The organism is Marinomonas spartinae (genome assembly GCF_016461715.1).
Classification (GTDB): domain Bacteria; phylum Pseudomonadota; class Gammaproteobacteria; order Pseudomonadales; family Marinomonadaceae; genus Marinomonas; species Marinomonas spartinae_A.
In genome coordinates this window covers 99,132-120,213 of record NZ_JAEMUI010000014.1, presented here as the reverse complement: position 1 = coordinate 120,213, position 21,082 = coordinate 99,132, and the positions used below count along the sequence as shown (strand labels likewise).

General features: G+C 46.6%; 16 protein-coding genes. 13 read left to right on the top strand and 3 right to left on the bottom strand.

Going from position 1 to position 21,082, the window contains the following annotated elements; all coding sequences use genetic code 11:
* Positions 1-38: 38 nt before the first annotated feature.
* From recC to JHD45_RS13950, 6 genes are all read left to right on the top strand, one after another.
* Complete coding sequence (gene recC, locus JHD45_RS13975; RefSeq protein WP_199477128.1) at positions 39-3,452, top strand: exodeoxyribonuclease V subunit gamma; 3,414 nt, start codon at positions 39-41, stop codon at positions 3,450-3,452.
* Positions 3,347-7,129 carry an exodeoxyribonuclease V subunit beta gene (gene recB, locus JHD45_RS13970; protein WP_233407839.1) on the top strand — a complete coding sequence of 1,261 codons (3,783 nt, stop codon included), beginning with the start codon at positions 3,347-3,349 and terminating at the stop codon, positions 7,127-7,129. Before recC ends, recB begins: the two co-directional genes overlap by 106 nt.
* The gene (recD, locus tag JHD45_RS13965) at positions 7,116-9,053 is read left to right on the top strand and encodes an exodeoxyribonuclease V subunit alpha (RefSeq protein ID WP_199477127.1); all 1,938 of its coding nucleotides are present in this window, start codon (positions 7,116-7,118) and stop codon (positions 9,051-9,053) included. Before recB ends, recD begins: the two co-directional genes overlap by 14 nt.
* A gap of 144 nt (positions 9,054-9,197) precedes the next feature.
* On the top strand, positions 9,198-10,205 hold the full coding sequence (locus tag JHD45_RS13960; RefSeq protein WP_199477126.1) for a tryptophan--tRNA ligase: 1,008 nt from the start codon (positions 9,198-9,200) through the stop codon (positions 10,203-10,205).
* A 13-nt stretch (positions 10,206-10,218) separates the two neighbouring features.
* Entirely contained in the window at positions 10,219-11,088 is an 870-nt protein-coding gene (locus JHD45_RS13955; protein WP_199477125.1) for a Tim44 domain-containing protein, read from the top strand.
* Positions 11,089-11,203: 115 nt separating this feature from the next.
* Positions 11,204-11,713 carry a chemotaxis protein CheW gene (locus JHD45_RS13950; RefSeq protein ID WP_067014012.1) on the top strand — a complete coding sequence of 170 codons (510 nt, stop codon included), beginning with the start codon at positions 11,204-11,206 and terminating at the stop codon, positions 11,711-11,713.
* A gap of 171 nt (positions 11,714-11,884) precedes the next feature.
* Here the strand turns inward: JHD45_RS13950 and JHD45_RS13945 are convergent, their stop codons facing one another.
* Positions 11,885-13,183, bottom strand: coding sequence for an inosine/guanosine kinase (locus JHD45_RS13945; protein WP_199477124.1), 1,299 nt, complete (start codon positions 13,181-13,183; stop codon positions 11,885-11,887).
* A 54-nt stretch (positions 13,184-13,237) separates the two neighbouring features.
* On the opposite strand from JHD45_RS13945, the gene JHD45_RS13940 reads away from it, so the two are divergent.
* On the top strand, positions 13,238-13,981 hold the full coding sequence (locus tag JHD45_RS13940; protein ID WP_199477123.1) for a HesA/MoeB/ThiF family protein: 744 nt from the start codon (positions 13,238-13,240) through the stop codon (positions 13,979-13,981).
* A gap of 134 nt (positions 13,982-14,115) precedes the next feature.
* Positions 14,116-15,069, top strand: a complete 954-nt coding sequence (trxB, locus tag JHD45_RS13935; RefSeq protein ID WP_067014018.1) for a thioredoxin-disulfide reductase — start codon at positions 14,116-14,118, stop codon at positions 15,067-15,069.
* Between the two features lie 134 nt (positions 15,070-15,203).
* On the opposite strand, the gene ppa is transcribed toward trxB, so the two are convergent.
* Positions 15,204-15,734: an inorganic diphosphatase gene (gene ppa, locus JHD45_RS13930; protein WP_067014020.1), complete on the bottom strand. Its 531-nt coding sequence runs from the start codon at positions 15,732-15,734 to the stop codon at positions 15,204-15,206.
* A gap of 204 nt (positions 15,735-15,938) precedes the next feature.
* On the opposite strand from ppa, the gene ihfB reads away from it, so the two are divergent.
* The 5 genes from ihfB to JHD45_RS13905 all read left to right on the top strand — a co-directional run bounded on the left by ihfB (position 15,939) and on the right by JHD45_RS13905 (position 19,160).
* Entirely contained in the window at positions 15,939-16,262 is a 324-nt protein-coding gene (gene ihfB, locus JHD45_RS13925) for an integration host factor subunit beta (protein WP_325097300.1), read from the top strand.
* A gap of 75 nt (positions 16,263-16,337) precedes the next feature.
* Positions 16,338-16,661, top strand: coding sequence for a lipopolysaccharide assembly protein LapA domain-containing protein (locus JHD45_RS13920; protein WP_199477121.1), 324 nt, complete (start codon positions 16,338-16,340; stop codon positions 16,659-16,661).
* A 5-nt stretch (positions 16,662-16,666) separates the two neighbouring features.
* Positions 16,667-17,845, top strand: a complete 1,179-nt coding sequence (gene lapB, locus JHD45_RS13915) for a lipopolysaccharide assembly protein LapB (protein WP_199477120.1) — start codon at positions 16,667-16,669, stop codon at positions 17,843-17,845.
* A gap of 90 nt (positions 17,846-17,935) precedes the next feature.
* Entirely contained in the window at positions 17,936-18,637 is a 702-nt protein-coding gene (pyrF, locus tag JHD45_RS13910; protein WP_199477119.1) for an orotidine-5'-phosphate decarboxylase, read from the top strand.
* Positions 18,638-18,842: 205 nt separating this feature from the next.
* Positions 18,843-19,160 carry a ComEA family DNA-binding protein gene (locus JHD45_RS13905; RefSeq protein WP_199477118.1) on the top strand — a complete coding sequence of 106 codons (318 nt, stop codon included), beginning with the start codon at positions 18,843-18,845 and terminating at the stop codon, positions 19,158-19,160.
* 119 nt (positions 19,161-19,279) lie between these two features.
* Here JHD45_RS13905 and JHD45_RS13900 read toward each other — a convergent pair whose 3' ends face one another.
* Positions 19,280-21,022, bottom strand: coding sequence for a SulP family inorganic anion transporter (locus JHD45_RS13900; protein ID WP_325097299.1), 1,743 nt, complete (start codon positions 21,020-21,022; stop codon positions 19,280-19,282).
* Between the last annotated feature and the right edge of the window lie 60 nt (positions 21,023-21,082).

The window sequence follows — 21,082 nt, the reverse complement described above, 5'->3', positions numbered from 1 at the left end:
GTTAAATGACTGTTATTTCCTGAAAAAAGGGTTTGTGCATGTTCCAGCTTTACACCGGAAACCGTCTTGAAGATTTAGCGGTGCTTCTGGCGAAGATTCTCGCGCTGTCTCCCCCGGACAATCCGTTTGAGGATGAGCGTATTCTTGTGCAAAACCCTGGCATGGCCCAGTGGTTGAAGATGTTTTTAGCCGAGCTGCATAGTATCGCGGCGGGCATCGCCTTTCCTTTACCCTCTACCTTTGTTTGGCAAAGTTTTGCGCAAACTTTATCCGATATCCCCGAGCAAAGTGAGTTTAATAAGCCTTTTTTGGTTTGGCGTTTGATGCGTTTGTTAGATCGACGCCTTGCTGAGGAGGAGTTTCAGGCCCTTAGTTGGTATCTCGAAGAGGACGACAGTCAAGTACGTCGTTTTCAGTTGTGCAGTAGCATTGCGGATATTTACGACCAATATTTGGTGTATCGTCCGGATTGGATCAAGTCTTGGGAAGGCGGGGAAGCGCAAGATCCGGAGCTAAAAGCCATCTTTGAGCAGCAACCTTGGCAAGCGATTTTATGGCGGGATCTGGTGGCCGATGTAGCGGAGCGCGGAACGTCCTTATATCACCGTGGTAATTTGATTGAAGCCTTGGCGGAGGCGGCCAGTTCTCGCCAACGACCAGAAGACATGCCGTCGCGTATTTTTATCTTTGGTGTGTCTTCGTTGCCGCCGAATACGTTGGAGTCGCTTCGTGTGCTCGCGTCATCCGGTTGGATTGATATTCATCTCTTTCTGCAAAACCCTTGTCGTTTTTACTGGGGCGACGTGGTGGATAAACATTACATAGGTCGGGTGATTAAGCGCCAAACTCTGAAGCCTGGGTTGAGTATCGATACATTGCACTTGGAGGCCAATCCACTGCTTGCCAGTTGGGGGCGCCTTGGTCGTGATTACATCGCTCAGTTACAAGACATCGCCGATGGTGAGGTGGAAGTCTTCGAAGATTATCAATCCTCTCAAGCGGATGAATCTGCCGAAACAAGTGGCTTATTACAATGGGTACAACAAGATGTGTTGACCCTAGAAAACCATGGGGCGAAGGAGGAGAGACAGCACGACATAACAACCGCAGATTATCGCCATGTGATTGCGCCTGACGATAAGAGTGTGCGAGTTCAGGTTTGTCATAGTCCGCTGCGTGAAGTGGAAGTGCTGCATGATCAGCTATTGGATATGTTCGAAAGCGATCCGACGCTGACACCGAAAGACATTATCGTCATGTTGCCTGACGTGAATACCTATAGCCCGTTTGTGAAGGCCGTCTTTGGTAGCGAAAAAAAGAGTGGCCATAGAAAAGGCCATGCTCAGCATATTCCTTTCGCCTTGATTGACCAGGCGGGCGGCATGGAAAACCCCATTGTCGATGCCTATTTGTATCTGCTTGGCTTAGGCGAAAGCCGCTTTACACTTTCCGAATTAATCAGCGTGTTAGAAGTACCAGCGGTTCTGGCACGGTTTGAATTAGAAGCCCATGAGTTGGAGCGCATACGCCAATGGGCAACAGAAGTGGGCATTCGCTGGGGCTTGGATAAGCATACGGCAGAGCGCCATGATTTGCCTCGTCAGGAGTCTCACACTTGGCTGAATGGGGTGCGGCGGATGCTACTCGGCTACGCCATGGGACACGATCATATTTGGGAAAATACCTTAAGCTATGGCGATATTGAAGGGTTAGAAGCGTCTGTTGCGGGTAAGTTGGCGGAGTTTTTAGCGGCCATCAATGAGGCACAAAGTCGATTAATGGACTCACTCACCCCCAAAGAATGGATAGAGACCCTGTATCACTTGTGCGAACGCTTCTTCTTGGTGGAAGAGGATGATGCGTTTCCTACTTTGCTTAGTAAGCAATTAGATACACTGACATTGCAGTGGCAGCATGCCTATTTTACCGAGCGGTTAGAGCAGCAAGTGGTCCGTCAGGTCTTGTCCCCTATGCTGCAAGAAGCACAAGGTGGGCAACGCTTTTTGGCGGGACGGGTGAATTTTTGTACCTTGATGCCTATGCGTTCTGTGCCATTTAAAGTCATTTGTGTATTAGGCTTGAATGAGGGAGATTACCCCCGCAGTGTGGCGCCTATGGGGTTTGATTTGATGGTAGGGGATTATCGCAGTGGTGATCGAAGCCGTCGTGAGGACGACAAATATCTGTTTCTTGAGGCGCTGATGTCGGCCCGTGAATGCTTTTATCTAAGTTATGTTGGAAGAAGCATTCGTGATAACAGCGAGAAAAATCCTTCTATTCTCGTGAGTGAATTATTGGAATATATGACACAAAGTTGCGTGTTTGCAGGGGATGAATTATTGCCCCCCGATGAGGCACAAACGGCCTTTTTAGAAAAACTCGTGACTGAGCATCCGTTGCAGCCGTTTAACGCTCTTTATTACCATGATGGGAGCCAGCACGCACGATTTTACAGCTTTAACGAGCAGTGGCTGCCCGCGTTGTTGCATCGTGCCCAAGAGAGTCAGCCTTTGTCCTTAGCGCCGTTGGCGGCACAGGAGCAACCTCGTCTTGAATTACCATTGGAGGAGTTATCACGTTTTATCGCCAATCCTGCTCGATATTTTACCCAGAGACGACTCAAAGCCTTTTTAACTCTCAAAGAGGAAGAGGAATTTGAAGACGAGCCTTTTGCATTAGAAGGGTTGTCGGGGTATTTGCTGCAATCCGAGATGTTAGAAGCGATGCTCAACGGCGACGAAGAAACTTTTTTTAAACGCTTACCATTAACGGGTGTATTGCCCTATGGGGCGTTTGGGCGCTTGTCTTTGGCCCATTATCGCCAACAGTGCCAGCAATTGGTTGATGTATTACGGGGTTACGTTTTAGAAGAAAGCGTTGACCAAGAGGCCATTTCGCCACTTGAGGTGAGTGTGAAAATAGGATCGTTTGAGTTGCAAGGGTGGCTTAAGTTGGCGACGCCGACAACACGTTTATCTTATCGAATTGGTGATCTAACCGCCAATCAGAAAATGCAAACGTGGATCGAACATTTGGCTTTGTGCGCTCAGGGCACCCCCAAGCAACATCATCTTATTAATTTATCTAAAGCGGGCAAAATGACGCAATATGGCTTTATGATGTTGTCTCCCGCTGAAGCGACAGGGCACCTGAATACATTATTGGAGCTATTGCAGTTAGGTTTATGTGAGCCCATTCCTTTGCCTGCCAAAACAGCGGATGCTTGGTGTAAAAGTTACTGTGCTCCGAAAACGGCGGAGGACGAACAAGTCGCCTGGGAGCAAGCGGTAAAGCTTTACCAAGAAAGCAGCAGTGCGTTTACCAAGAGTGAAGTGGATGATGCCTATTGGCAGCGTTATTTCCCTTCTTTGCTGGAGCAAAAAGAACGCTTTACGCATTTGTGCGAACAGGTCTGGTTGCCCATGCACCGTCATTTGGAGGGGCTGGAATGAGCGATATGCCGTCTGTGCAAGCGTTAGATGCGTTGACCTTTCCTTTGTATGGCAAGCGTTTGATCGAAGCCAGCGCAGGGACAGGGAAAACCTACACGATTGCCAATTTGTACTTACGCTTGTTGGTGCCCACTGGGCTGGAAGGGGACTTAGTTAAGCCTCTGACAGTGGATCAAATTCTGGTGGTGACCTTTACCGAAGCGGCCACAGCCGAGTTAAAAGCGCGTATTCGTGGGCGGATTCGAACGGCCCGTAAGGCTCTGATGCAAAACGAGACAAACGATGGTTTTTTAAAAGACTGGATCGAGCAAATGAGCCCTACGCTGCAAGCCGATGCCATCGAGAAGCTGCTCTACGCTGAAAAACAAATGGATGAGGCGGCGGTGTTTACCATTCACGGTTTTTGTCAGCGCATGTTGAGTCAGAATGCTTTTGAAAGTCGCATGTTGTTTCAGCAAACCATCGAAACAGACGAGCAAGCGCCCCTTTCTATGGCGGTCAAAGATGTATGGCGCAGTGAATTTTACCCACTGGATGATGATAAGGCGGCATTAATTAAGCCCATTTGGTCATCGCCAGACGCGTTACAAAAAGATTTATCACTATTGCAGAACCAGCCTGACGCCAAACTGGTGTCCCCTGATTACGACTGGCAAGGGGCTTTAGTGGCGGCCCAAGAGGCTATCGAAATAGTACGGGGAATGTGGCGCGAACAGTCCCAAGATATTATTAATGCGCTTGAAAACAGTGGCATTAAACGGACGTTTTGGCGCAAAGACCCTTCTAAAGACATTCAGGCCATGACGCAATGGGCTCATTCATCCCGTTTCGAGTTGGATAAATGTCTAGAAAAGTTTGATACCCATGAACACGCGACGCGGTTAAGTAAAAATGGTTCATTGCCAGCCCATGCTTTTTTCAGCGATGTTGCGCAGTTGCGAGAAATCTTCCCAGAGTCTGGGCGGCTGAAAGCCGTGTTGCTCGCCCAGTTGTGGGAGAAAACCAAAGAGCGTATGCAGCAATGGAAGCGCAGTACCCAATCGCTGACGTTTACCGACTTACTGACCTCGTTGGATGTGGCATTAGCGCAAGATACTACGGGCAAGCTGGCCGAGCGAATTCGCCATTTGTATCCTATTGCTCTGATTGATGAGTTTCAAGATACCGACGCCGTGCAATATCGGATTTTCTCAAGTGTTTATAAAGATGCTTCGCCAGAGGATAACCGACTTGGCTTGATTATGATTGGTGATCCAAAACAGGCCATTTATGCGTTTCGGGGAGCGGATATCTATACCTATTTGGCGGCCAAAAGAAGGGTCGATAATGTGTATTCTTTGGCGACCAATTACCGCTCGTCGGCAGCAATGATTCAAGCGGTGAATGCCTTGTTTTCCACACAAGACGAGCCGTTTCGGGTAAACGGCATTCCGTTTGTGCAAGTTCAGGATCGGGGCATTAAGGGGACCTTTATTCGTCAAGGTCAACCTCAAGCGGCGTTGCAATTTTTATATCAGCCAAGCGACGAACCGGTATCCAGCGCGCAATATCGTACCATTATGGCGGAATCCTGTGCGGCCCATTTACATGGGTTGTTACTTGAAGGACAAAGTCAGCAAACACGAATTGGTGACCAAGGGCTACGGCCAAAAGATGTGGCGCTTTTGGTGACGAATTTTAATCAAGCCAATGCCTTGAAAGAAGCATTGCGCCGTCGGGGCATCCCCAGTGTTTATCTAAGTGATAAAGGCTCGGTGTTTGATACCGTGGAAGCGCGGGAGCTATTGATCGTGCTGACGGCGATACTTTCCAATGGACAAGAAATGAAAATGCGCTCAGCTCTGGCAACGGGCTTGGTTCGTTGGAGTTTAGAGGCGTTGGATACCCTTAATCACGACGATGTGGTGTACGAAAAGTGGGTGCAATCTTTTCAAGCGTATTTAGAAATATGGGATAAGCAAGGGTTGCTGCCGATGTTGCGAGAGTTTATGCAAGACGTGGATCTCGCACCGACCATGTTGGAGCAAGTAGGAGGCGAGCGACGTTTAACGGACTTTTTGCATCTGACGGAAAAACTGCAACAAAAATCCCTCGAACTGGATTCCAAAGAAGGGGTACTGCGTTATTTACGTCTGTCGATTCAAAACCCGAACGGGGACAGCGATGAGCAAAAAATTCGCCTTGAAACCGATGCGGAGCTGGTGCGTATTGTCACCATCCATAAGAGTAAGGGCTTGGAATACCCGATTGTCTATTTGCCCTTTGCATTAACGCCGTTTCAAGACAGAGGCAAGTCAGCCCTTTACCACGATGATCAGCAACAACTGTGGATTTCCATTGACCCTGATGAAGAGGAAAGCGAGCGTCATAAAGCCGAGTTGTATGCGGCAGAGATTCGTTTGGCCTATGTGGCGCTGACGCGATCTAAAGAAGCGTGTTTTATTGGGGCAATGGAGGTTGGTAAGGGCGCGACGCAAAAGCGAGAAGCGATTTGCGATGTGCATTTGAGCGGTGTCGGAGCCTTATTGTGTGAGGGGGAGCCATTGGCGGCGGGGGATTTACGATTGACCCTAGAGCGTTTATGCACGAGCTTCTCTCAAGAATGCCAAGAATCCCAAGAACATCAAGGGAGCCAAGCAGATCAAGCGCAAATGGCCCTAGTTACTTTACCGGATGACGCGCCGGAGTTGCCGCGCTTTGAAATGCTTCAAGCGGAGGTTAGTGGCCCCCATGCCCGTGAGTTTCGTGGTCGCATTGAGCGTGATTGGTGGGTGGGCAGTTACTCTTCCTTGGTGGTGGAGGCAAAAGAACAGCACGATGAAAGCCTACCCGGTTTGGATGAAATGGCCCGCTTAAGCGATGTGTTTGAAGAGGATTTACTGATCGCTGATGAGCCAGTTGAACCAGTGCAAAATCGCTTTAGTTTTCCCCGTGGCGCCCAACCAGGGACCTTTTTACACGATACGCTAGAAGGCAAAGCCCTTCATGAGGTGATCTCCGCCCCGAGTTTTAAAGACCTGCTGAAAGTGACCCACCAAGGTTTGATGGCGGACTATTTTCAGCGGCAAGGTTTCGGAGAGTGGCAAGCGGTGTTGATGGACTGGCTATCTGACATGGTTAACACTGAGCTAATGCCTGGCGTGAGCCTTGGCCACTTAACGCCAAAACAGTGTCGTAAAGAGATGGAGTTTTTTATGCCCGTCAGCGGTATGAATGCTTTGCAATTGGATCGCATTGCGCGACGTTATGATCGGGTTTCTCAGTCGGCACCGAGCATTCAGGATCGTCCCCTAAAAGGCATGCTAAAAGGCTTTATTGACCTGTTATTCGAATGGCAGGGGCGTTACTACGTGCTGGATTATAAATCGAATCATCTTGGTGATGCCTTCACCGATTACGAGGCAAATGCCTTGGAGCATGCCATTGCCGAGCATCGTTACGACTTACAGTATCAGCTTTATACCTTGGCTTTGCATCGTTTACTGAAACAGCGTTTGCCCAATTACGATTATGACACTCACATTGGTGGGGTGGTCTATCTGTTTTTACGAGGCATGACGCCTGGCTCGAATACTGGCATTTTTACAACGCGGTTAACGCGAGAGCATGTTGACGAACTGGATGTGTTATTCAGTAAACCGGCGACAAAAGAGGAGGGGCAGCTTGGACTCTTTTAACCAGTTAGACCTATTGGCGTCATTGGATGAGACGACAAGTGCTGAGCAAAATGTACCGCAAACACTTGGTTTGGCTCTGTGGCAAGAGCGTGGCGTCTTGCGCCCCATCGATCGTCAATGGATAGAACAGCTGGCACGACATGCGGGGGAAGATCACTATCCGTTACTAGTTGCTGGGGCTTTATGCAGTGCGTTTTTAGGGGCAGGACATATTTGTATTGATCTGGCGAAGGTTTGGAAAAAGCCACCAGAGGGCATCACCGCAGGACAGCTACAGGCTGAGTTAGCGCAATGTAATGTGCTGTCACTCGCGTCTTGGTGTCAGGCCTTATCGTCGAGCGCGTTAATCGCGACATCAACCAAAGGCTCTGTGCCTGAAGGGGCGGAATGCCCCATGGTGCTCGCGGGTACTCGTTTGTACTTGTACCGTTACTTTCAGTATGAACAGCAGGTGTTAGCGTATTTACAACGACAGTCCAATGCGGAGCCGTTTGAGCCCGATGCCTTACTGATTGAGCAATTGTTTCCCGAGAAAAGCGCAGAGGTGAATTGGCAAAAGGTCGCTGTTGCGAACGCCGCCAGTTTGCCCTTTTCTGTGATCAGTGGTGGACCAGGGACGGGCAAAACAACTACGGTCACAAAATTATTGGCTCTGTTAGTGGCTCAGTCGGCGGCGCAAGGTAAGCCGCTACGAATTGAATTGGCTGCGCCTACCGGGAAAGCCGCAGCACGCTTGACGGAGTCCATCTCTAACGCTAAAGCGGACTTGCCATTAAGCCATGAGATAAAACAGGCGATTCCTGAGCAAGCCAGTACTTTGCACCGCTTGTTAGGCAGCGATTTTGGCCGCAGTCGCTTTAAGCATCATAAAGAAAACCCTCTGCATTTGGATGTATTGCTGGTGGACGAAGTCTCCATGGTGGATTTGCCTATGATGGCAAAATTGATCGATGCCATGCCACCCCATGCCAGATTAATTCTACTAGGTGATAAAGATCAGTTGGCATCGGTCGAAGCGGGGAGCGTTTTGGGGGACGTGTCCCTAGGAATCGAGACTGCTTATTTTCAGCCAGATTGGGCGGCGCGTTTGACACAACTGACCGCAGAGAATGTCAGTCAGTTTGCAAACCCCGCCGCACCGCCAATCAGTCGGGCGCTGACCTTGTTGCGAAAAAGCTACCGGTTTGATGCGAATAGCGGCATTGGCAAGTTGGCGAAGTCGATGAACTCGGGGGATCTCAAAGGGGTGTTGTCGTGCTTACAGGCCAATTACCCCGATGTGCACTGGCATGTGCCAGAAGAAGGACAAACCAAGCCGAATATCGCTGCCTTAGCGAAAGGTTATGATGCCTACTGGGAGGCGGTACGACAAAAACAAGATATCGCGAGCTTGTATAAGGTGTTTTCCTCTTATCAGGTACTCACTGCCGTACGCCAAGGGGAGTTTGGTGTGGAACTGGTGAACAAGTACATTGAGCAATATTTTTATCAACGAGGTCGGGTCCTAGATCCCCATGTTTGGTACCCAGGAAAAGCGGTGATGATCACGCGTAACGATGCGGGCTTAGGGCTGTTTAATGGGGACATCGGCTTGTGCATGCCGGATGAGTCTCAGCGATTACGGGTCTGGTTTATGCAACCGGACGGCTCCTTTACAGGGTTGCTGCCGAGTCGTTTGAGTGAATTTGAAGTGGTGTTTGCCATGACGGTTCATAAATCGCAAGGGTCTGAATTTGAACGGGTTTCGCTATTATTGCCGATGACACCTTCTCCTGTTTTAACGCGAGAATTAATTTACACTGGTATCACTCGGGCGCGAAAAGAATTTTCCTTGTGGGGCGCCGCCAGCCTAGTGATGGCGGCGGCTCAAACGCGTATTGAGCGAAACTCTGGATTGCCAGAAGAACTTTGGTCGCATGCTTGATATTGGAAAAAACAACTCCATTATCTGGTTAATGTCCTCGGTTTTAGGCGTGTATAACCGAGTTTGAGATTGAGCGCTAACGTTCTTGATATCACCTTTTTATGATAGGGTTAGCGCAATTTTTAACATGATTGAGTAGGAACAATGGCAAAAGAAATCGTTTTAACAGGTATCACAACTTCCGGCACTCCACACCTAGGTAACTATGTTGGTGCTATCCGACCTGCGATTGAAGCAAGCCGTCAAGAAGACACCGATGCTTACTTTTTTTTGGCTGACTATCACGCTTTGATTAAGTGTCAGGATCCAGCACGTGTTCAGCAATCTCGCCAAGAAATTGCCGCTACTTGGCTAGCATGCGGTTTGGACCCAGAGAAGGTAACGTTTTACCGCCAATCCGATGTGCCAGAAATTGCCGAACTGAATTGGCTACTCACTTGTGTTACGGCGAAAGGCTTGATGAATCGCGCTCACGCTTATAAAGGCGCGGTGGATGCAAACGCAGCAGATAATCAAGATCCTGACTTTGGTATCACAATGGGATTGTTCTGCTATCCTATACTTATGGCGGCCGATATTTTGGCCTTTAATGCCAATAAAGTGCCAGTGGGGCGTGACCAAATCCAACATATTGAAATGGCTCGTGATATTGCAGGACGTTTTAATCATTTATTTGGTGAGCATTTTGTGTTGCCTGAAGCGGTAGTGGGCGAAGAAGGGTCCATACTAAAAGGTTTGGATGGCCGCAAAATGAGTAAGAGTTATAACAATACGATTCCACTGTTTGAAACAGAGAAAAAATTACAAAAAGGCATTAATAAAATCAAAACGAATTTATTAATGCCTGGTGAGCCAAAAGATCCAAACGACTCGACGGTGTTTGATATTTATAAGGCCTTCGCGACCCCTGAACAAACAGAGCAAATGCGTAAGCATTTTGCGGAAGGGATTGCGTGGGGCGAAGCGAAGAAAGAGTTGTTTAAGCTTGTGAATGATCAATTGGCTGAACCGCGTGAAAAGTATTTAGAGCTGATGGCAAACCCTGCTCACGTAGAGCAAGTGTTGCAAGCGGGTGGAGAGAAGGCGCGTGTCCATGCACGCAAGCGTATCGCCGATTTGCGAAATGCCGTTGGTTTAGTGAATTTTAAATAACCGGAGAAGTTCCATGAAAACATCTGTATATGCCTTATTGATGGCATTTGTTCTGGCATTAGGCGTCGGTGGCTTTAGCGCCGACGCAAATGCCAAAAAATTTGGTGGCGGGGGAAGTTTTGGTAAAAGCTTTTCCAGTTCTAAATTTAAAAGTAGTAAAAATTCAGACGGAGCCTTTAGCAGTAACAAATCAACCAGCAATACCCAACAAGGTAAACGCGGTGGCTTTTTAGGTGGCCTTGGTGGTGGCTTGTTAGGCGGTTTATTGGTAGGTGGTTTGTTTGCGTCTATCTTCGGCGGCGCCTTTCACGGCATCTCCTTTGGCGATATTCTGCTGTTTGCCTTGATCGGCTTTTTGATTTACAAGTTTTTTATTGCGCCCAAACGTCGTGCTGCACAAGAATCAGCAGGCAACGGCATGTACCGTGATGCCTATAATGGCTCACAAGATGGCGTTCAACCAGGCCCTGGTGCTATGGGGGCAGGCTTTTCTGGTGAACCAGAGATCCAATTGCCACCAGGTTTTAATGAACAGGCGTTTGTGGCAGAAGCCAAAAACCACTATATTATTTTACAAAAAGCGTGGGATGATAATAACTTCAATACAATACTGGATTATGTCAGCCCTGAAATTTACAACATGTTGGTTAAAGAAAGGGCTAAATACGGCGATAACAAACCTCGTACAGAGGTCGTTTCTTTGATGGTAGAGTTGGTTCGTGGCGAAATCATCGGCTCTGTAGCTTCTATTTCCTTGAGGTTTACCGGCTGGATTAAAGAAGGCGATGAAACCTCTGATACTAATGAAATTTGGCACTTAGAAAAAAACATGTCAGATGCGAAAAGCAATTGGACGATTGTTGGTATCCAACAAGATCACTAAACAAGATAACCAATTGTTACATGAATCTGCACGAAAACCTCAGCCGATGTGTCTAAACTGGTCATATCGGTTGTTTCGTTTACTATCTTAATTTAATTGTATATGGATGTGAGCCATGTCTGAATTAGCGCCTATTAAAGAGTCCGGCAAAAACATTGCAGTGGAAGGAAAGAAAGGGGAATTACTACAGTACCTTACCTTTAAGCTTATTGACGAGACCTATGGTATTAACGTCATGCAGATTAAAGAAGTACTTCGTTACAGTGAAATTGCACCGGTACCAGGCGCACCCTCCTATGTACTTGGTATTGTGAATTTACGTGGTAACGTTGTAACGGTGGTTGATACCCGTGTTCGTTTCAGTTTGCCAGAATGTACCATTACAGATGACACGCGTATTATTATCGTTGAACACGATGGTGAGCAGATTGGTCTTCTGGTGGATGCCGTTCAAGAAGTCTTTTATTTATACCAAGGGGAAATCGAGCAAAGCCCAAGTGTGGGTAACGATGAAGCCTTAATGTTTATTCAGGGGGTTTACCAAAAAGATGAAGAATTGGTGATCTTGCTGGAATTGGATCGTATGTTTGAACGCAATGATGCCCTTGGCATCGAAGCCATGTAATAACACAGCGGTTAGACACAGAGTTCACGTCATATTGCGTGACATAGAAACCATGCTGACCAAGCATGGTTTTTTTATGTCAGACGTTTATGTGAGTGGTACCGTTTTCCGCGTTCGCTTTATTCGATCACATCGATTCTATATGTGTTCACATAGCCTATTGGGAACGACTTAACGTTCCCAATAGGCTTCTTCTAAGCTGTCTTCTCTTTCTGGTAAACCACGTGATAAGCGCGGCGCGTTTTGCGCCAAAATCTCATAGCTGACTCGGTTGGAATATTTACAAATTTGCGCAAACGATGAATACGCTAAGAAGGGCGCGGTGTGTTTGCTGGAATTGGGCAAGGTTTCTCGATGGAAATGATTGGCTGAGATATCGTGCAATAAGGCAGATAACGCGCCGTCTCCTGCGCCGTTAGTGTTACGTATTTTTTCGGGCCCACCCATGTATGGGTCAATGTGTGAAAAGACCTTAACTGGGTTCTTACAGGCTTTTAACGGCATCGGACGGCTGAATTCCCAGCGATTAAAATCCGCTATGCTGCCAGATTTTATGGGGTTAGTGGTTTCGCGCTTCAAATCGCTTTCTGTATGACCACATAGATATAAACCCTCAGGTCCCGCTGTGAGCAAGACAATATCGACGTAATCCAGAATCGCATCAGCGGCTTTGAGCGGATCAGAAAAGCCGGTGAGGGCTTCCGCTTCTAATTCATTCATGGCAAGAACATTAACGTACTTTTTGATGATCTCAAGCAGTTCATCGTGATGATCGACCACCACATGCTTCGTCCCTAAGGTTAGCACGGTGGGTATATGGTGACGATGGGCATACTCTAAGGCGGTTAACATGGCTTGTTTAATGGGCTTGCCATCATGACGTAGAGGGTAAGCACAGCTCACAAAGGCCGCCGCCCCTGCAATAATTTGCTCAGGGATATGGTCTGCGTCTAGCTCATCCATATCACCAGGAGCTATCGCGAAGGTGCGTTCTCCATCTGGGGTAATCAAGGTAATACCGCCACCAATGTTGCCAGGCACGCCTTGAAGATGGTTCATGTCTACTTTGCTGCTGGTATGACAAATATAATGGTAGGCGGGAGAGCCAAGTTTGATATTGGATGACATCACGCCTAATAAGACAGACTTATCATCCGCAAGGACCGAGTAGTTGTGAATGGTGTTGCCGATGGTGCCGCCAGCAAAATGATCTGAAATGCATTTCTTTTCAGTCAACTCGTGGTAGATAGCCGTTGCCGTTTTTTCATCCACAAGGTTGGATAATCCCTTGTGGATATTAAATTTGTCTAGGAATTCGTCTGTAACATTGGCAATAACGTCGACAATGGTTTCATCTAGCCCGACAATATAGGTATCTTTGTCGGGACGCACCTCGGAAGTAGGCAAGACGGGTTTGGTTTCAGAAACGGGAAAGTAGTGTTTGATCTTGCGTCTGCCAGGAAATTTCATTTAGGTGTCCGATGGTTAAATAAGCCCATAATTTTAGCAAAGAGTAAGGGAAAAATGAACGAATCTCAGCTTGAACGCTACAGTCGACAGTTACTATTGAGCAATTTTGACGTGGAAGGGCAGATGGCTCTTTTTGAATCGACCATTTTAGTGATTGGTCTTGGTGGATTGGGGAACATTGCAGCTACCTATTTGGCCAGTGCCGGTGTCAAAGAATTGATATTAGCGGATGGCGATACGCTTGAGTCCAGCAATTTGCCTCGTCAGGTACTCTATGCTGATACGCAACTAGGGTTAAACAAGGCGGCGGCAGCCAAGGCTCAGTTGGCGGCGAAAAATACTGATGTGACGCTTACCGTTTTACCCGATCGCTTGGAAGGTGAACCGTTACATCAAGCGATTGAACGGGCCAATGTGGTACTGGATTGTACGGATAATTACACTGCACGACAGGCCATTCACCGTGCTTGTTTAGCCGCTAAAAAACCACTAGTGAGCGCCGCGGCGATTCGCTGGGAAGGGCAGTTAGTGAGTTTTTTATACCATCAGAACAAGTTTCCTTGCTATGAGTGCTTGTATCCAGATATGTCAGACGCCCAGCTCAATTGTAGTCAAAGTGGAGTAATTGGCCCTGTAGTTGGTTCCCTTGGGGTGCTGCAAGCCTTGGATGCACTAAAAATAGCCAGTGGTTGTGGCCGTGTTGAGCATGGTTTATTGAAGATATTCGATGGTTTTGCAGGGCACTGGCGTGAAATGCGATTGACAAAAGATCCGCAATGCCAGACATGCCAATCTTGAAAACACATAGAACGCCCCTATGTTAGTTATTAACAATTTTTGCTAATAGTTTTGTTCTATATTGGTTAGAATTCGTCACATGAAAAGATGCTGGTTCAATAGCTAGCAGGATGTCCGTTTACAGGAGCAATGAAATGAGCGATGTGAAACACGCTAAGTTAATGATTTTGGGTTCCGGCCCAGCAGGCTATACGGCCGCAGTATACGCAGCACGTGCGAATTTAAACCCTGTAATGATCACTGGTATGCAAATGGGTGGGCAATTAACCACCACAACAGAAGTAGACAATTGGCCAGGTGATGATCAAGGTGTTCAAGGCCCTGAGCTAATGGAACGCATGCGCAAACACGCAGAACGTTTTGAAACAGAAATTATTTTTGATCATGTGAATAAAGTCGATCTGAAAAACCGTCCTTTCCGTTTAGAAGGTGACAGCGGCGTTTACACTTGTGACGCACTGATTATTGCCACCGGAGCAAGTGCTCAGTATCTGGGTATGGAAAGTGAAGCGAAATTCATGGGGCAAGGTGTATCGGCCTGTGCAACGTGTGATGGTTTTTTCTATCGTAATCAAGATGTGGCGGTCGTCGGTGGTGGTAATACAGCGGTTGAAGAAGCGCTATATTTAGCCAATATTGCGAAGACAGTGACGGTGATTCACCGTCGTGACAAGTTCCGCTCTGAGAAGATCTTGTCTGACAAACTGTTGGAAAAGGCCAAGAATGGTAATGTGAAAATTGAATGGTACTCTGAACTGGATGAAGTACTAGGTGATGATGCTGGTGTTACTGGTGTTCGCATTAAGAATAACCAAACAGGCGAAAAGAAAGAGTTGAATGTCGCTGGTTTGTTTGTTGCCATTGGTCACAAACCTAACACAGACATCTTTGAAGGCCAGCTGGACATGAAAGACGGCTACATCAAGGTACAAACGGGTTCTCACGGTAATGCCACTCAGACGAGCGTAGAGGGCGTTTTTGCGGCGGGTGATGTGTCTGATCATATTTACCGTCAAGCCATTACATCCGCTGGTACTGGCTGTATGGCAGCATTAGATGCCGAGCGTTTCTTAGATTCGCAAGCCTAATACGGCTTTTTTGCACACCCTGATGGGCTATGTCTTTGTCATGTTGTGTGTTGAGACCTAATGAAGCGTAAGCACTGAGCATAAAAAAACCGATCTTGAGATCGGTTTTTTTGTTTTAGCATTGTAAAAGCAAATTACTTAGCGTTAAACGCTTCGATGCCTTCAACAATGGCTTTTTTCGCTTCTTCGATGCCAGCCCAACCTTCAACTTTTACCCACTTGCCTTTTTCAAGGGTTTTGTAGTTTTCGAAGAAATGTTCGATTTGGTCGCGAAGCAGTTGAGGAATGTCTTGTACGTCTTGGATATGACCGTACTCTTTGCTTAGTTTCTCGTGAGGAACCGCAACCAATTTAGCATCCATACCTGCTTCGTCAGACATGTTTAGCACACCAACTGGACGGCAGCGAATAACAGAACCTGCTACCACTGGGTAAGGAGTGATAACCAACACGTCAACTGGGTCGCCATCATCTGACAAGGTGTTGTTGATATAGCCATAGTTGGCTGGGTAAAACATAGGTGCCGTCATAAAGCGGTCTACCACCAAAGCGTCCATATCGTGGTCCACTTCGTATTTTACAGGTGTGCTTTGAGCAGGAATTTCGACGATCACATTGATGTCATTTGGGGCATCTTTGCCCGCAGGAATTGTATTGTAGCTCATTGTTTTATCTTCCAATGGTTGTAAAAATGGTTGTAACTATGTCCGGCATTATAAAAGCTCACTATGTAGGATGCCAGTTATCAAATCCCCAGACTCGATAAATATTTGCCCAATATTGCAAAAAAAGCGCATTAATTGCCCTTTGATCTCTTTAAGTGATTGCTTTCTTTCTAAATTTAGCTAGTCTTACTATGTGATCAAAATATAGTCGCGGAGACGAGAATGACGAAATCTGAGCTGATAGAGTTGTTAATCGATCAGCAATCACATTTGCCAGTGAAGGATGTAGAGCAAGCCATTAAAACTATGCTTGATCATATGTCCGATTCTTTGGCGAATGGTGAGCGCATCGAGATCAGAGGTTTTGGTAGTTTTTCCTTGCACTACCGTGCACCTCGAATAGGTCGAAACCCGAAGACTGGAGAGTCTGTTGAGTTATCTGCTAAGTATGTCCCTCACTTTAAACCGGGAAAAGAATTGCGAGAGTTGGTAAACTCCCCGGATGATGGTGTTAACGAACTCAACTAAATTTACATCTTTATACCTCGAATTTTCTTAGCTATGACGGCATAATGTCGCCATTCTAATTTAGTAGGTTGCTTTATGCTTAAATGGCTGAAAAGGGTTGTATTAATCATTCTGATTGTCTTTTTTCTGGCTGTCGGTGTGTTTTTTGCCATCCGAAATCCACAGCTTATTCGCCTTGACCTTGTTTTTTGGCAAGGGCCAGAGTTGAGTGTTGCGCTTTATTCGATTTTATCTTTCTCTTTTGGGGCTTGTGTTGCCTTGTTGGTAAGTTCGATTAGTTATTTACGTTCAGAGCGTCAGGTTCGTTTGCTGAGCAAGCGCCTTGATAAGGCAACTAAGGAATTGGATCAATTACGCAAAGCGTCCATTACCCAAGAATTGTCTTCAGGGAAGGAGTAGCGGCGTTGACCGAAGTTGGGTTATTTATTGTTCTATTTGTCGCGCTTTTTATCGGCTGGGCAATGGGGCGAAAAAATCCGGCGAAAAAGCCAAAGCGTGAAAAGAAAAACGTTCCACCTGATTATTTCCGAGGCCTGAATCACCTTTTAAATGACCAGCAATCCGAAGCCATCGATGCGTTTGTTGAGTCGTTAGAAATTAACTCCGATACGTTTGATATTCATTTAACGTTGGGTAGTTTGTTTCGCAAAAAAGGTGAGATACAAAAAGCCATTAATGTTCATCAAAGTTTGTTAGCGCGTCCTGAAATATCGTCGCGAGAAATGCGCATGGTGCAATTAGAACTGGCCAGTGATTTTATGTCGGCGGGTCTATTGGATCGTGCCAGTCGATTATTGCTCAACATGGCAACTGCCTCTCGTAAAAGTGAGTTTCATCCCAAAATTTTAACCCTGCTGGTGGATCTATACGAATTTGAGCAAAGCTGGGATAAGGCTATTCAAATTGGTACCGAACTGGTCAAAGACTCGCCGAATAAAAAAGAAATCAAACGCTTGGCGCACTTTCATTGTGAGATGGCGCAAACGTTGTTTAAAAAAGATCAGCCAAAAGAAGCTTATCAACATTATAAACAAGCCTTGGGAGTAGACCCCAGTTGTGTTCGGGCAAGTATTGGAGCCGCTGATGTACTGAGTAGTCAGCGACGTTACCGAGATGCCATTAAAGAGCTAAAGCAAGTGGCTGAACAGGATGCGGAATACATTTCTGTGGTGATCCCTAAGCTAAAAGATTGTTATCAACGGGTGTGGGGCAGTAGTGGTTTTGTGAAGTTTCTACAAGAGCAAAACCAGAAAAAGCCTTCAGCGGCGCTTATCTTAGCATTGGCTGAACATTACATGGTAGACGACAAAGAATATGCCGAAATGTTTATGGTTGAGCAAATGCGCTCCCATCCCACGGTAAAAGGCTTTAAAGCGCTTATCAGCTTGCAAATGGATTTATCCCGTGGGCAGAATCAACAGCACCTTGAAGTATTGTATGAGCTGATTGACCAGCTTGCTAATTCCAAGCCGCAATACCAATGTCGTCAATGTGGTTTTTCTGGTTATCAACTGCATTGGCAATGCCCTAGTTGTAAAAACTGGGGGACGGTAAAGCCCATACACGGTTTGGAAGGCGAATAATTTTATTAAAAATGGGCGGATTTTACTGTTTGTCGCCAATCAATTAACAGACATTGAACCAATATCTAGTCGTAAAAAAGAGGATGATAAATGAGCTGCCAATCCCCGATAGTGGTTGCCCTAGACTACCCAACCATGGCGCAATCTCTTGAGATGGCGAAACGCCTCGACCCAAGCCAATGTCGAGTGAAAGTGGGCAAGGAACTGTTTACCACAGCAGGCCCTGCCATCTTAGACGAACTCCATAAACTGGGGTTTGAGATTTTCTTAGATCTGAAATTTCACGATATTCCAAATACCGTGGCTAATGCCGTGTGTGTAGCAGCAAAAGCGGGGGTTTGGATGGTCAACGTCCATGCTTCTGGTGGTCGCCGTATGATGGAAGCCTCAGCCAATGCCTTGCAAAAATTGGATCATAAAACCTTGCTGATTGCAGTGACTGTCCTGACTAGCATGGATCAGTCTGATTTAATCGAAGTGGGGATTGATCTAACGCCTGAGCAACATGTGAAACGTCTCGCAAGGCTGGCTCAGTCGTCCGGTATGGATGGTGTGGTTTGCTCAGCCCAAGAGTCTTCTATCTTATCATCAGAGCTTGGCAAGGACTTTGTGTTAGTGACACCAGGCATTCGTCCAGCGGGTTCCGAGCAGGGAGACCAAAAGCGCATTATGACCCCCACGCAAGCCATGGCAGCGGGAAGTCATTATTTAGTAATGGGACGACCTATTACTCAAGCAGCGGATCCGGTTGCGGTATTAACACAAGTCAACCGTGAGCTTGGTGTTTGTTAATATAGGTTGTGAATAATACATAACGCCTGTCTTGTCATCTTAGTGGTAAGACGAGGATTATAGAAAAGGGGCGGCATATTGCCCCTTGAATTGAATGAAAAAAGCTTTTACCCTAAAAACGATCCGGACGTTTCATCACGTTCAGGATCGTTTTTTTATTTTATTGGCTGGATGCCGAATATTAACCAACAAAAAGGATGTTATTATGACCTCGTTGTCTTTTTTACGCGCGCTACTTTTCCGTTCTCTGCTTCTGCTTGCTTTGTCTCCTATGGCTCTGTTTGCCGCAACCCCTTTAAATATTAACGTGGCAACGGCCGATCAACTGGCAGCCGTCATGTCTGGTGTGGGTGAGAAAAAAGCACAGGCAATTATTGATTATCGTAAAGAACACGGAGCGTTCAAATCGGTTGATCAGCTTGTGAAGGTGAAAGGTATTGGCGAGGTATTGCTAGAGCGCAATAAAGCGTTACTGCAAGTGGCGAGCCCAGCTGATACAAAAAGTGCGTCCTCTAAGCAGTAACCCATGAGGCTTTGTTGATCATTATCGACATTGCTAAAAAACCAAGCCCTGCATGGTTTGCAAATAACCGGAAGAGCTTGGTTTTTTTGTGTTGGTTAGGGCGGATAGTGTATGGGATTTTATTTGCCCTCTTGTTCATCTCCGCAGCATTTTTCTAGCTTCTGTATGGCTTGGTGTTGTGTTAAAAATACCTCACCAGTGAGAGTGTTAAGTAGCGGCGAGCCTTTTAATTTGTCCATGACTGGCCCTTTCACTTCCGATAGATGTAACTTCACCCCAGAGTCAGCTAAGCGGACGACGATTTTTTCTAAGCTTTGCATCGCACTGGCATCGATCATGTTCACAGCGTTACACATTAAGATTAAATGTTTAACGTCGGTATTTTGCGAAACGATGGTTTGTAGTCGGTCTTCTAATACGCGAGCGTTAGCAAAAAATAGATTCTCGTCGATGCGAATGGTCAGAATATGAGGGTGCTTTTCGACCGCAAAACGTTGTTCGTTACGGAAGTGTTCTGTTCCTGGCACTCGGCCGACAATGGCAATATGAGGATGGCTTGTGTGCCAAAGGAAGAACAAGAGTGATAAAACCACACCCGCGATTAAGCCCGTTTCCATGCCATCAAATAGCACAACAAAAAATGTAACCAATAAAAGAATGGCTTCTTTTTTAGAAAATCGCCAAAGGTGTTTTACATCTGCAATGCTAATCAGCTTTAACATAGAGATGGAGATAATGGCGGACAAAATCGCTGTCGGTAAGTAATAAAACAGCGGCGTTAAGAAGAGTAAAGTTAACAGAATTAATAACGCAGAAATAATCCCCGTCATCGGGCTTTTCGCCCCAGATTCTGCATTTAGTACTGTGCGTGAAAAGCCACCCGTGACGGGGAAGGCTCCGCACAGAGCTGAGCCAATATTCGCCATCCCAAGGCCCATTAACTCTTGATTCGGATCGATGTCTTGACGATATTTCGCTGCGTAGGTTTGGGCGACTGATACTGAGCCGACAAAGCCGACAATACTAATCAAAAACGCACTGGGGAGCAGCTCCTTAAGCATGCTGATATTCACTGCACTGACCTTGAGAGTGGGAATAGAGCTTGGTACCGCGCCAATAATGCTGACGCCTAATCGATCTAAAGAAAAAGCACCGACGGCAATCGTTGTACCAGCCACCACCAATATAGAGCCTGACTTACCAAAAAGCTGAACGGTTTTAGGAGAACAGCCAAGGGATTTCAGCAAGGAAGGGAAATACCGCTTCATCAGTACCAAAGAGGCAATAGAAGCAATGCTTAACACGAGTGTTGGAATATTTGTATTGTGAAGATGTTTAGCTAGGCTGCTTACGAGTGGAATGAGCGTATCGCCATAGGCATGAATACCAAGTAGATGTTTTACTTGCCCCAAGATGATTAACAGTGCGGAGGCACTAATAAAGCCTGAAATTACCGGGTGGCTCAGTAAGTTGGTTAAAAAGCCTAGTCGCAATATGCTCAATATTAATAACATCGTGCCTGATAGCAATGCCAGTAAAATGGCGATCGTGGCGTATTGATCTGTCCCGACGGTTGCAAAAGGCAATACGGCGGATGCCGTCATGACCGAGGTGATGGCAACGGGTCCAACCGCTAAGATGCGGCTCGTGCCAAAAAGGGAATACAAAATAGAGGGTAATATGCTGGCATACAATCCAGTGATCGCAGGTAGGCCAGCTAGCATGGCATACGCCAAGCTTTGTGGAATGACCATAATGGTAAAGATAATGCTGGCAATCGTATCAGCCTGCATATCTGCCGCTTTATAAGTCTTCAACCATTGCCAGGCGGGAAGTAATCGAACAAGTGTATTATTTTTCACAAAAAATATCCTTTATGGCAACGAGTGCCCTTTTTCACACTGCCTTTTTCATCAGCATTC

Coding starts and splice junctions, on each gene's coding strand:
- JHD45_RS13955 (WP_199477125.1), top strand. CDS start 10,219: ATGAAAACATCTGTATATGCCTTATTGATGGCATTTGTTCTGGCATTA.
- pyrF (WP_199477119.1), top strand. CDS start 17,936: ATGAGCTGCCAATCCCCGATAGTGGTTGCCCTAGACTACCCAACCATG.
- JHD45_RS13945 (WP_199477124.1), bottom strand. CDS start 13,183: ATGAAATTTCCTGGCAGACGCAAGATCAAACACTACTTTCCCGTTTCT.
- JHD45_RS13905 (WP_199477118.1), top strand. CDS start 18,843: ATGACCTCGTTGTCTTTTTTACGCGCGCTACTTTTCCGTTCTCTGCTT.
- JHD45_RS13920 (WP_199477121.1), top strand. CDS start 16,338: ATGCTTAAATGGCTGAAAAGGGTTGTATTAATCATTCTGATTGTCTTT.
- ppa (WP_067014020.1), bottom strand. CDS start 15,734: ATGAGCTACAATACAATTCCTGCGGGCAAAGATGCCCCAAATGACATC.
- recC (WP_199477128.1), top strand. CDS start 39: ATGTTCCAGCTTTACACCGGAAACCGTCTTGAAGATTTAGCGGTGCTT.
- JHD45_RS13960 (WP_199477126.1), top strand. CDS start 9,198: ATGGCAAAAGAAATCGTTTTAACAGGTATCACAACTTCCGGCACTCCA.
- JHD45_RS13940 (WP_199477123.1), top strand. CDS start 13,238: ATGAACGAATCTCAGCTTGAACGCTACAGTCGACAGTTACTATTGAGC.
- trxB (WP_067014018.1), top strand. CDS start 14,116: ATGAGCGATGTGAAACACGCTAAGTTAATGATTTTGGGTTCCGGCCCA.
- JHD45_RS13950 (WP_067014012.1), top strand. CDS start 11,204: ATGTCTGAATTAGCGCCTATTAAAGAGTCCGGCAAAAACATTGCAGTG.